Source organism: Microcoleus sp. Pol12B3 (assembly GCF_036701355.1).
Classification (GTDB): Bacteria; Cyanobacteriota; Cyanobacteriia; order Cyanobacteriales; family Microcoleaceae; genus Microcoleus.
In genome coordinates this window covers 23,153-35,571 of record NZ_JAUBQS010000064.1, presented here as the reverse complement: position 1 = coordinate 35,571, position 12,419 = coordinate 23,153, and the positions used below count along the sequence as shown (strand labels likewise).

General features: G+C 49.4%; 11 protein-coding genes. 6 read left to right on the top strand and 5 right to left on the bottom strand.

The window, feature by feature from the left end; all coding sequences use genetic code 11:
• Positions 1-484: 484 nt before the first annotated feature.
• From QUA53_RS24095 to QUA53_RS24070, 6 genes are all read left to right on the top strand, one after another.
• A complete protein-coding gene (locus QUA53_RS24095) occupies positions 485-2,056 on the top strand; it encodes a serine/threonine-protein kinase (protein WP_333100174.1) in 1,572 nt (523 codons plus the stop codon).
• A 520-nt stretch (positions 2,057-2,576) separates the two neighbouring features.
• Complete coding sequence (locus tag QUA53_RS24090; RefSeq protein WP_333100175.1) at positions 2,577-2,909, top strand: DUF6825 family protein; 333 nt, start codon at positions 2,577-2,579, stop codon at positions 2,907-2,909.
• 117 nt (positions 2,910-3,026) lie between these two features.
• Entirely contained in the window at positions 3,027-4,793 is a 1,767-nt protein-coding gene (locus QUA53_RS24085; protein WP_333100176.1) for an AarF/ABC1/UbiB kinase family protein, read from the top strand.
• A 406-nt stretch (positions 4,794-5,199) separates the two neighbouring features.
• Complete coding sequence (locus tag QUA53_RS24080; protein ID WP_190274384.1) at positions 5,200-5,931, top strand: PP2C family protein-serine/threonine phosphatase; 732 nt, start codon at positions 5,200-5,202, stop codon at positions 5,929-5,931.
• 82 nt (positions 5,932-6,013) lie between these two features.
• Positions 6,014-7,216 (top strand): anhydro-N-acetylmuramic acid kinase, encoded by a 1,203-nt coding sequence (locus QUA53_RS24075; RefSeq protein ID WP_333100177.1) that lies wholly within the window; start codon positions 6,014-6,016, stop codon positions 7,214-7,216.
• An 80-nt stretch (positions 7,217-7,296) separates the two neighbouring features.
• The gene (locus QUA53_RS24070) at positions 7,297-7,746 is read left to right on the top strand and encodes a hypothetical protein (RefSeq protein ID WP_015176194.1); all 450 of its coding nucleotides are present in this window, start codon (positions 7,297-7,299) and stop codon (positions 7,744-7,746) included.
• A 432-nt stretch (positions 7,747-8,178) separates the two neighbouring features.
• Here the strand turns inward: QUA53_RS24070 and QUA53_RS24065 are convergent, their stop codons facing one another.
• The 5 genes from QUA53_RS24065 to QUA53_RS24045 all read right to left on the bottom strand — a co-directional run bounded on the left by QUA53_RS24065 (position 8,179) and on the right by QUA53_RS24045 (position 12,184).
• On the bottom strand, positions 8,179-8,376 hold the full coding sequence (locus tag QUA53_RS24065; RefSeq protein WP_333076458.1) for an NblA/ycf18 family protein: 198 nt from the start codon (positions 8,374-8,376) through the stop codon (positions 8,179-8,181).
• 499 nt (positions 8,377-8,875) lie between these two features.
• A complete protein-coding gene (locus QUA53_RS24060) occupies positions 8,876-9,604 on the bottom strand; it encodes a biopolymer transporter ExbD (RefSeq protein WP_333100178.1) in 729 nt (242 codons plus the stop codon).
• 15 nt (positions 9,605-9,619) lie between these two features.
• Positions 9,620-10,405, bottom strand: a complete 786-nt coding sequence (locus tag QUA53_RS24055) for a MotA/TolQ/ExbB proton channel family protein (RefSeq protein WP_333100179.1) — start codon at positions 10,403-10,405, stop codon at positions 9,620-9,622.
• 241 nt (positions 10,406-10,646) lie between these two features.
• Entirely contained in the window at positions 10,647-11,897 is a 1,251-nt protein-coding gene (gene rsgA, locus QUA53_RS24050; RefSeq protein ID WP_333100180.1) for a ribosome small subunit-dependent GTPase A, read from the bottom strand.
• Positions 11,894-12,184, bottom strand: coding sequence for a sulfurtransferase TusA family protein (locus tag QUA53_RS24045; RefSeq protein WP_333100181.1), 291 nt, complete (start codon positions 12,182-12,184; stop codon positions 11,894-11,896). The genes rsgA and QUA53_RS24045 overlap by 4 nt, the downstream gene beginning before the upstream one ends.
• Between the last annotated feature and the right edge of the window lie 235 nt (positions 12,185-12,419).

The following is a 12,419-nucleotide window of genomic DNA, read 5'->3' as shown; positions in this document are numbered from 1 at the left end:
TGTTTTTATCAACGGGGGATGAGGGCCGCAACTCTCATCCGGTCTAGTTCCTAGCTATCTTTGTCACCCCCCCAGCTAAGAGAGTTTTCCTTATTTTCATCTCTTTAGAGTAAACTTACCTTTTTACTTTCTCTGCTTAATAGTATTAATTATCATTAAACAGCTTGACTCCGATTGGGACTTAGTTCATTTGTACTATTTCATCCCCCTTTTGTTGATGTGTGACAGTTGTGGTGCGGAATGTGGGTTATAGATGCACCCTGATGGCTTTCCCGTTCCACAAGAGCGGGATTTTTATTATTGGAAAGCCGGAGCGTTAAGTTTCACAATATCTACTACAGATAAAATCACGTAGGGATGCCAAGATTAAAGATATAGCAGAGCTAAAGCTCAAACTAGGGCATCGATCGATCGAACCTCACCCCCAACTCTGCGAAATAACCCAAAAGCGGTAGCATAGTTTGGGAAACGGCATCAACTAAAGATGAACTTAGCGCCAGCAACAGTCCTGCAACAGGGCAAATACAAAATTAACGCGACTTTAGGGATAGGAGGGTTCGGCATCACTTACCGAGCTATCCACACCCATTTAAATCAAACCGTCGTACTCAAAACCCTCAACGAAAGTCTGCGCCAACACCCAGAATCTGCCCAATTTCAGCAGCAGTTTATTGCCGAAGCCCAACGCCTGTCGCGGTGTCAGCATTCCAACATAGTCAGGGTAATCGACTTTTTTGAAGAAGCCGGACAGTCTTTTATTGCAATGGACTACATTCCGGGCCAAACTCTCGCCCAAATAGTCGAAACCGATCGGCCGCTGCCAGAAGCCCAGGCCCTGCACTATATTCGGCAAATAGCCTCAGCCGTAAGTACAGTGCACCACAGCGGATTGCTGCACGGAGATATCAATCCAGAAAATATTATCCGGCGAGCCGATTCTCACGTAGTAATGTTAATAGATTTCGGAATTGCCCGCGGCTTTACTGCCGGCACCAAACGAACCCACACTAACTTGCTCTCCCCCGGGTACGCGCCGATCGAACAATACCTCTATGACGGTAAATGTACACCGGCCACTGACATCTACGCGATCGCAGCCACCCTCTACTACTTACTCTCCGGCGTGGCGCCCGTAGCAGCACCCCTGCGCGATCGCATTCCCTTGACTGAATTACGGCAATTTCAGCCCAACCTCAGCCCAGGAATCGAGCGAGCCATCCTTCAGGGACTCGAAATCGACCCCCACAACCGCCCTCAGACAGTCGAAAATTGGCTCACCATGCTGCAAGAAACAGAGCGAGTATCAGTAAAAAGAAAAGGCAAGCAAAGTCTCAGATTGCCCGCACCTCCCCCGCCGCAGTTGACTTTTCTGGCGTTTGTCGTAACGGCTGCAATTGCAGGCTGGATGGGTTTTGACCTAGCATGGCACTACAACAGCACCAGTCTCAGCAATCGTCCCAAAATTGAATCCTTCCCATCTCTGGAAGATTTGCTTAAATCCCGCGATTTGTCAGGGCCGATGTTCGGGCAGCCGTCTGTCGAAAGCAGCCCTCTCTACCCGATCGAACTCAACAAGCGCCCCAAACCCCCCTTAGACAGCATCAACATTCCCGAACAGATCGACGATCCCTCAGAAACTAGCGCCAAACCTTCTGAATCTCCAAGCCAGGAAACTCCCGCCCCAGAACCCGAAGCGGAACCTGAGCCATCGCCGAGGCCCGAACCAGCAGAGGAGCCTTCTGAGTCCCCCATTCCAGAGACTCAAACCGAAATCGAGCCAGCTCCCCAACCAGAAGCCGCACCAGTACCAGAAGTTGCGCCCCTGCCTGCAGAACCGCCCGCCGCGCCCGCCCCGCCTGCCCCTGGGAGTGCTAGCGCTGAAACCTTGCCACCGTCGGAATCAGCGCCGCCAGTAATAGCCTCGCCGATCGAGCGATCGCCTGAGCCTGCGATACCGAGCGGCAGTGGCAACAATTCAGATAGTTTGATCGCACCTGATTCACCACCCGCTGTGGCAGATCCCACGATACCTTTTCCCGAACCTGCGACAAATTAGTAGGGTTTTTGTTGGTTCAAAGTGCGGACAAATACTTGGTTTTATGACTCAGCAAATATCTGCTAAGGAGTTGAGATAATAAGCCCCTACCTAGCGAACCACTATCTTCCAAAAACTTCCGTCGAATCTAAAAATCCCCACAGTCGCCGTCTGAGTTTATCGAATATTTCCTATTTCCTCTGCCATCCAAATGCCATAAAAAAAATGCAGGACGGTGTTCTATTTTGATTTAAATTATGTTAGAATATGTGCGCGGCGCTGAGGTGGTGTGATGTCGCGTATTAATACTGCCAAGCTGCAAACATTTTGGTACAAAGCAACCCCAACCTCGAATTTGAGCCAGTGTAAGCAAGGCTTTTATGCTAAGCCGTGGCGCGTTAGACTGTTCTAACTCTCAACAATCCCATCGCCGACACTCGGGGTGGGAGTGTCAATTCCCCCAAAATTCCTTCCTTTGGGAGCAAGCATCATCGGGGACAAGCAAGTTATAATTTGTTGCGGAAGCGCACAGAGATTTTTTATGAGTAAACCCCCAGTTCATGCTTTTTTTGTAGGCAGAGCACTTGCCGAAGCACTGTACGAGCAAATAGAAAGCGCAGCAACCAACGCTTTCTCTGAACTCGGCAGATTTGACGCAGAACAAAGAGAACGCCTGCGGCAATTCACCGATCGAGTTGTGGAACGGGCAAATCGAGCTTCGGATGAGGCGATGCAGACCAGGACTGGCACTGCAAGCACCACGACCATTCAAGACATCCATCCTGCAGATTTGCAAGCGACTATTGACGAGCTTCGCGCCGAAGTGGCTCTGGTGCGATCGGAATTGCAGCGCTACCGCAGCAGTTTGCCGTAGCGATAGATTCTCCGACCACCACTATTATTTATGACTACGTGAGCGCATTGCTTTGCGCTCCTGCGCTCCTACTTTCAATCAAAGCAACAACATAAAATAAGCAATTTGGGAACCCAAGTGTCTGCTCTCCTTGATGACTCTGTTAATCGCCAGCGCTCCCCCAAGCACACTGGCGAAGCCGATGAGCCAAAAACTGCTAGTAAATCCTACAAAAGTAAAGCTTATCGCTGGAACCGCGAAAAATATTCCCGGAAGCGGCGCTTCTTCGACATTTGGGCCTTTGTTTTGCTCTGGCTGGCTTCGCTGTGGCTCGACAGCAAAAATTGGAGCTACTGGGGAGGCGTGACTGAAGAAAAGAAAGTTGCCAGACGCCGCTTTCAAGCTATCTGGGTTCGAGAAACACTCTTGGATTTGGGGCCAACTTTCATTAAAGTTGGGCAGTTATTTTCCACCCGCGCCGACTTGTTCCCCGCAGAGTTTGTGGAGGAACTTTCTAAGCTGCAAGATAAAGTCCCTGCTTTCAGCTACGAGCAGTTAGAGGCAATTGTTGAGCAAGATTTGGGCAAGACAGTTCAAGAACTCTACCGCAGCTTTGACCCAGTACCCCTGGCCGCTGCAAGTCTGGGTCAGGTACACAAAGCTCAACTGCATTCGGGCCCGGAGGTGGTGGTTAAGGTGCAGCGACCTGGACTGCGGAAGCTGTTCGAGATCGATTTGCAAATTCTTAAAGGAATTGCTCGCTACTTTCAAAACCATCCTAAGTGGGGCCGCGGCCGAGATTGGATGGGGATTTATGAGGAATGCTGTCGCATTCTGTGGCTGGAAATTGACTATCTCCATGAAGGCCGCAATGCTGATACTTTTCGGCGCAATTTTAGCAACTGTGACTGGGTGCGGGTGCCGAGGGTTTATTGGCGGTACGCGGCTCCGCGAGTGCTGACTTTGGAATACCTGCCGGGGATTAAAATCAGCCACTACGAAGCTTTGGAAGCGGCAGGTATCGATCGTAAATTAATCGCTCAGTTGGGGGCAAAAGCTTATTTGCGGCAGTTGCTCAACGACGGTTTTTTCCACGCTGACCCACACCCCGGCAACATCGCTGTTAGTGCTGACGGTTGTCTGATTTTCTACGATTTTGGCATGATGGGGCAAATTCAGTCGAACGTCCGCGAAGGACTGATGGAGACGCTCTACGGCATTGCTTCCAAGGATGGACAGCGGATTATGGATTCTCTGATCAATTTGGGAGCTTTGGTGCCTACGGGTGATATGAGTCCGGTGCGCCGATCGATCCAGTATATGCTGGATAACTTCATGGACAAGCCTTTTGAAAATCAATCGGTGAGCGCGATTACGGACGACCTTTACGATATTGCCTACAACCAACCTTTTCGCTTCCCAGCTACTTTTACTTTTGTAATGCGAGCTTTTTCCACCATCGAAGGGGTGGGCCGAGGTTTAGATCCCGAGTTCAACTTTATGGAGGTGGCACAACCTTTTGCCATGCAGCTTATGAGTAATGGAAATGGCCCTGATGCAGGTAGCAGCATTTTTAACGAAATCGGCCGTCAGGCGGCTCAGGTGAGTTCGAGTGCTTTGGGTTTGCCCCGCCGGATTGAGGAAACGATTGATAAACTCGAACAGGGAGATTTGCGGATTCGCGTCCGTTCTGCAGAAACAGAGCGCTTGCTCCGCCGCATGAGCAGCGCTCAAATGGGCACGAATTATGCTTTGCTGATGAGTGCTTTTACTTTGTCGGCGACAATTTTGTTTGTCAGCAATCAAGTCTGGCCGGCTGTCGCTGTGGCAGTTCTGGCGGCGGGTGCAGGGTTTGCTATGCTGCGTTTGTTCAAGCGGATCGATCGTTTAGACAGGATGTCATAATTGTGCAATTCGCAATTTGAAATTTCAGATTGGAGATTTCTCGCCAGCCAAAATTTGAAATCGAATGTTAAGTTTTGGCTGGGTGACCACAGATTGCTGAAATTTACAACACTTATGCGCTTTGAGGCTAAAAACCCAGTTTCTGCCTAGATTTCTCGCCAGCAAAACCTCTAATTTTTGGTATAAATCCAGTTTTTTTGCAGGTGCTGCTTGATTTACCGAAATTTTAAGATGGGATTACCATCATACGATCTACAATATGAGGTCAAGGAAGTGCAATTTTTCCAAAACTCGCGATCGTGGGGCGCAGAAATTTCAACTGCTGTTCGGGATTTAAGTTTTGGAAGAAAACATCGCACCCCATTAAATCAAGCTTTCAAGTTCGATGAGTCCAATCACCCAATCTATGAAACGCTCTTTCGCAGGTAAGACAGACACAGGGCTAGTTCGTTCCGTAAATCAGGATTCGTACTACATAGACTCTGACGGGCGATTTTTCATAGTGGCCGATGGAATGGGAGGACACGCCGGAGGTCAAGAAGCCAGCCGGATTGCGACTGAGGCGATTCAATCTTATTTGCTAGAACATTGGGAAGGGCCTGAGGATTCTCCGCTGTTGTTGGAAAAGGCTTTTTTAATTGCCAATCAAGCAATTTTGACGGATCAGCTCGACCACCCGGAGCGTGCTGATATGGGAACTACGGCTGTGGTTCTAATGTTTAGGGATGAGGGCAGACCCTGGTGCGCTAATATCGGGGACTCTCGCTTGTACCGACTGCACGGCTCTCGCTTGGAACAGATTACTGAAGACCAGACTTGGGTGGCTCAGGCTGTGAAAAGAAAAGCTCTAACTCCCGATCAGGCTCGCACTCATCCTTGGCGTCACGTTTTGTCCCAGTGTTTGGGCCGCGATGATTTGCGGGAGATAGATATTTTGCCGGTGGACGTGCAGCCTGGGGATCGCTTGCTGCTCTGCAGCGATGGCTTGACTGAAGAACTTTCGGATCCTTTGATAGCTTCGCCTCTGAAGTCGATTCGCGCCTGCGAGGGCGCTGCAAATGCTTTAATTCAAGCAGCTAAGGATAAAGGTGGACGCGATAATATTACTGTGGTGATCGTAACGATCGACCTCAAATAATATTCCATCGCCAGATCGCAACCGACCATCCAAAATCGAAAAATCTAAAATCTAAAATCTAAAATCTAAAATCTAAAATTGAATGACCCGCGTTATCGGTTTGATCAGTGGCACGTCGGTGGATGGCATTGATGCTGCTTTGGTGGATGTGCTCGGTTCCCAAACAGACTTGAAAGTGCAATTGGTGGCCGGCAAGACTTTCCCTTATCCTGCTAATTTGCGATCGCAAATTCTCTCGGTTTGCAGTGGCTCAGCTTTGTCAATGGCTGAACTAGCACAATTAGATGATGCCATCGCTCAAGAATTTGCCACGGCGGCATTGACAATTCAAGCAGAATATGATACTCCCGAATTAATAGGCTCTCACGGTCAAACCGTCTACCACCGACCTGCTGGGAAAGCCCAGAAAGACAGCGCCGGTGGGTTAATGGGCTACAGTTTGCAACTGGGGCGGGGCGCGCTAATTGCAGAATTGACAGGCATTACTACTGTGAGTAACTTTCGAACGGCAGACATTGCAGCCGGGGGTCAAGGAGCACCGTTAGTGTCAATAGTTGATGCCTGCTTGCTGGCAGAACCCAACCGCAGCCTCTGCATCCAAAATCTGGGCGGAATTGGCAATGTTACCTATCTTCCGGCAAGAGGAAAAGGGGGAAACAATGACGAGTCTGAGATTTTCAGTCTGGGGGATGGCATATCCGGCTGGGATACAGGCCCGGCGAATTCCCTGTTAGATTTGGCAGTGCAGCACTTCTCAGGTGGCACTAAGACGATCGACGAAGGTGGAGCTTGGGCGGCATCGGGAACTCCCTGTCAAGCTTTAATCGATGATTGGCTCGCATCAGAGTTCTTCCGCCAAGCACCGCCGAAATCAACGGGGCGAGAGCTATTTGGTGTAGACTATTTTGACAGGTGTTTGGTCGAGGCCCAAGGTTACAACCTCAGTCCTGCTGACGTGCTGGCTACTCTGACAGAACTGACTGTTGCCTCGATCGTTCACAGTTACCAAACTTTTTTACCGGCTATGCCCGATCGAGTTTTACTATGCGGGGGTGGCAGCCACAATCTCTACTTAAAACGCCGATTGCAATCTCAATTGCATCCAGTGCAAGTGTTGACTACTTCTGAGGCAGGCTTGAATGTAGATTTTAAAGAGGCGATCGCTTTTGCGGTTTTAGCCGCATGGCGGGTTCGGGGCATTCCCGGTAATCTGCCTCAAGTTACTGGTGCCCGGGCACCGGTACTTTTAGGGGAAATTAACTCTTGTTGGCACAGTTGGGCGTGATAGCATAGAGTCTGAGGGACAACGGCTGTGCGTTGTTGCACCAGCATTGTAGCCAGCAGGAAAAGCATAGGAACAGCACTGTGGCTCACACGTTTTTAATGGAATCTGGCCAATGGACGCTCGAAGGAAGTTGGATTGAGCGCAATGGCGTGCCAATTACGGTTAAAGGCAAAACTTTAGTGAGCTGGAACCGAACAGATTGGTTCAGTATGGTGACGAAACTCGTGTTTCCTGGAGGCGATCGCGAAGAGATTATTTTGCAGTACCGAGGACACCTCAACAGCGATGAACGGCAGTATACTTTTGTACTCCAACACAGCGAACTCGGCCGCGTCGAGGGCGAAGGTTGGATTGCTCCCCAGTCGATCGTCCAGCGTTATTGGGTATTGGGAGACGAACGCCAGCGACGAACGGGTTTTGATACCCTTCACCGCGTTGATGATAACCGATACTACCAATCTAGTGGCATCATGTCGGGTCATTACCTGACGAGTACGATGGAAGCGACTCTGGAACGTCAGCCGGAATAACTCTTTCTAGAGTCAACACTTGCGAGTTCTAGGGTTAGATGTGAAAATTAAAGGTTTTGCTAGTCGGGGGTCGCGCTCAGATGTCCGACTAGCGCCATTGTTGTCAAACCTCATCCGCTGCAAGTAAAGACAAATATATTGAATTTGTGAAAAATTTTAATTGGTTAAAAAATTAACCCTTATTATTAATAGTTATCCAATTGCCGAGCCGAGGCGCGATAAATTATGTTTGCGCTCTCCTGTGGTCGATCGACAAACTGCTTAGCTCGACTCCCGAATTCGAGTGAAATCCACAAAGAAACTGTCCAATTTTCATCAAGCCTCTACACAGGCCCTCTACCTTCTGCCTTCGAGTGACGCCCCATCACCCCCAACTCCTTTCCGCCTGAGGGAAGAGAGTAAGAGACGGAGGTCGCCGACTGCGACTCTTTGCTAGTCAACACCTGGGTTAGGTTCTAAACCCCAGTGGTGTTTCAGAAAATGGCGGTACATGGTTTCCCGCAGCATCATTTGCTCGTAAAGCTTGACCAAAAACTCCTGAGCTTGTTCGCGGCTCATGTCACTTACCTGTGTTTTGAAGGAACACAGGCTAAATTGCTGTTCCAAAGACAATTCTGCTGGTTGGCTCATGACTTTGACTCCTCTGTAAGTAAAGGTGACTTAAAACTGAACACCTGGATTAACCAGATTTGTAAGTTGTTTCAGCGATCGACCGTTGGTTTCGGGATACCCGATTGCCCATCTGGCTTTAGTCTATATTACAAAAGGTAACAATAATTTGACAAAGTTACCATATGTCCGAGGAAATAACTTACTTAGGGACAGAGATGGCGAGATGTCTGCAAAAGTTCCTTCTGCAGGCATATACAACTGTATCTACTTGTCAAGAGGAAAAAGGCTCAGTACGAACCAAAAGAATTGAAGCCCTTTATACCAAATCGGGCCGAGCTTCTCTCCGCGAGGGGGAGAGGGGGAAATGAGGAGATGAGGAGAGGGGAGATTGGAAGATGAGGAGAGCGGGAGATTGAAAAATGAGGAAGATGGGGAGAGTGGAAGATGAGGGAGCGAAGATAGGGAGAGTCTGAGAATTTCTATTTCTCTGTTCTCCCTTCTTCCTTCTTCCTTCTAACTAATTCGAGGGCCGGCCATCCTGGGGTGGAGTGGCCGCTCCGGGTCGGAAATTGGGAGCAGCGGGTGCAGGCGAAACAGGAGGAATGCCCTGATTTGCCCCAAAGTTGCTAGGCTGCTGTGGAGCCGGAAGAGGAGATTGAAACTGATTGGGATTGAACTGCTGCTGGCCTGGAGCGGGGAGAGGAGATTGAAACTGATTGGGATTGAACTGTTGCTGCCCCGGAGCCAGAGGAGACGGCAGGGGTTGACCGGAATTGCCGATCGCAGGTGCTGCAGGAATGCCAGAATTGGGCAGCGAGGAATTTGGCAGCGGGGAAGGAGCCGAACTAGGAAGAGTTGCCAGGGCAACTCGATCGCCCCCTACCTCTCTCAATTTGTCTAAAACCTCGACAACTTTGGCATATCTAGCATTTTGAGGAGCGTACAGCACCATCAACCCCGTAGGATTTTGGGTTTGGAAACTTTTTAAAACTCGATCGAGCTGTTGGTAATTAACAGGCAATTGGTCGATATAAGTTTGCCCGAAATCGTCAATGCTGACAATCAGCATCTCTCGCATTTGCGTTTGTCCCGTCTTCGCTTTAGGCAAATCGACATTAATTGCTTGCTGGCGAGTCAGTTGCAAAGCCGCCAGGAGAAAAAACGTCAGAATGCAAAAGATCACGTCAATTAAAGGCACCAGTTCAATCCGAGCCTCTTCAGCAGGAGTATCTAAGTGAATCTTCATGCGTTCTCCTTAGTTCTAATTATTAGAAGGTGAATCTTCAGCCGGATCGGAACCTTTCAATTTCGGCTCCCGGTTACGTTCTCCCGCTTCTTGAGAATTGAGAGAACGCTTGTTCAAACCATCTGCACCAAAAGAAGAATTGCTGTATTCTGCACCGGGCGATCGACCCTTAGCATTAGCTGCAGGCCAGTATTGCCTGTAAAGCAATTCCAGTTCATTTCCAGCTTTGCGAAATATTTTTGCCTGGTTGAACAAAAAAGCTTGAAATATCCGATAAAACGCCAAGGTAAAAATTGCTACTACCATCCCAGTAGCAGTGGTGATCAGCGCCTCGCTAATCCCCAAAGTTACGCCTGTTGTTGCCGCCGTGCCGATGTCGCCCAGACGGATAGAACTGAGCGAGTTAATCAAGCCCAGAACTGTTCCCAGCAAGCCCAACAAAGGAGCTAGAGCGATCGTAGCTTCTAAGATTTTGTCACCGCGACGCATCGAAGCCAACTCTTCATCGGCTGCTGCTTCGAGTGCGAGTCGAAACAAATCTGGTTCAGGATTGTACAGGCGCAGAGGTGCAGAAAGAAATCGCCCGATCGGCTGTCGGTTAGCTTGTCTGGCAATCTCGTTAGCCGCCCCCCAATCGCTGCGAGCCGCTTCCAGAATGCGGTTAACTATCTGCTTTTCTTTGCTCAGGAGGCTTGCCCAAAACCACAAGCGCTCGATAATTGTACTCAAAGATAAAATCGATAACACCAACAGGGGCCACATGGCGGGGCCGCCTTTTTGAAATAGTTCTTGAATATTCACAATATTTTTGCTCCTGCAGTACCCGCTAACTTTTGCTTCTGTTCTACTTTTTTTAACAAATCTAAAACCATTTAATTTTAGCTATTAATGTACTCAGGACTTACGCACTCGCGACTAAAGAACGCCGGTTTTGCGGAGCGGGCATCGGGGTGCAACGAAGTATTTTCGTCGAGGAAACCCGGTTTCTGGGTAAGTCTTGGTACTGTTTTCTAGTGCCTGCGGGCGATGGGCGGCGACTTCATCACAACTCGTCTAAATCTTGACACATATCTTGGAGTGACTGGTGTTGAAGGCGGCGGGAAGAGCGGCGATATTTTTTAGTTTGCAGCTTCGGTTCGTAATGCTGCGTACCATCAGACTTGGTTTGCTGCTTCAAACTCGATTCGGCGCTGCTGGAGTTTTGCAGAGCTTGTTGGCGGACGATCGCCTCTTCGAGAAACTGCAAGTAATATTCATAGCGCTCCCAACCGCCCCGCACCACACAGTTAGGCTCGTCTCGGTGCGAACAGTCGCTAAACTGGCAGCTATCCGAAGCCAGCCTCTGGCGCGCTTCTGGGAAATATTCCGCTAACTCTGAGGGATCGCATTCGAGAGCCGGCTGATTAAAGCCCGGAGTATCGGCCAAAAGTCCGCCGCCGGGGAGTTCAAATAGTTCGACGTGGCGAGTCGTATGGCGCCCGCGGCCGAGTTTGCCGGAAACAGCGTTCACTCGTAGGTTCAGCGCCGGGATCAGTTGGTTGATCAAGCTGGACTTGCCAACCCCAGAAGGGCCACAAATTACCGTTATTTTTCCTTGCAGGTGGTCTAGAAGCAAGTTCGGCAACGGGCTATGTACGGGGTTTAACGGATGTAACGGCTTGACCGAATTTGGGACTTCGGGGTTATCCTCAGAACTCAGCATAGGTGGCTCTATTTTCTCCACTAAGTCACAGAAAGGCGGTTCCGATGCAAAAACTTCATTTTGATCGTTAGCGGGGGCTTCCTGAACTCCTACACCGCTGCGGACGCTAATAAACATTGGTTCGTAGCCCCAGCCTGAAAGTCGATCGCGCCACTGTTCCAACTCCTGGGGCGTGACCAAATCGCATTTGTTCAGGCACAAACTCACTTCTAAACCTGTAGATTCGGCCTTAACTAAAAACCGAGTTAATGATGCGGGATCTAAGTCGGGTTCAGCAAGGGCAAAAACCAGGAGAATGCGATCGGCATTAGCTACAGGCGGGCGGTTGAGTTCTGTTTGGCGGGGGAATACTTCAGAAATTGCACCCCGGCGGTCAGTCCAGTCGGGTTCGTCTACCACCACGCGATCGCCCACCATCACCTGTTGGCCTATTTTTTTCAGTCGAGTGCGACGAGTGCACAGGAGAGTCGGAGAATCAGCGAGGGGAGCATTTTTCCCGTCAATCGAGACTCCAGGATCTAACCTCACTTGATAGAAGTTAGCCTGAACAGCAATTACAGTACCCACGATTGAGGGCGAATTCAGGCTCATCCTGCTTCCTTGTCTTCTGGGCGCTGCACTTTCATTGAAAAAAAACCCGACTCCGGCTCATCCGCGACAAATTGCGTGTCCAGAATCTGGTAGCCTTCCATTTTAAGACTATCAGGTACTTGTTCGATCGGCTCTCCAGCGTCCAGCCATACCTCCAAAACTGCTCCCGGTGCCATTTGCTCCAACCGCAGTTTAGTGCGGACAAAATTGAGAGGACACGGGGTACCCCGCAGATCTATTTTGGCATCTGGGGATTTGGGACTTTCAATTTTTGATGTTGAATTCATAATGCTTTTTGCAATCTCCAATCCTGAAATCCTTAGTTTTTTAAACAAGTTGCCTGGACACTGGAGAATCTAAAATTTTCTTTCCAATTGGACACAGACTATTATTCTTTCTGAAAAAAGTGAGCGCAATTGCGCCCACTTTTTTTAGCGCTGCTGAAACGCAATGCCTAGGAACAGCCCCACCTGCCTTTTTTGTGAGCAATTGCACACAATTTTTTGACAGATAGTAAAACAA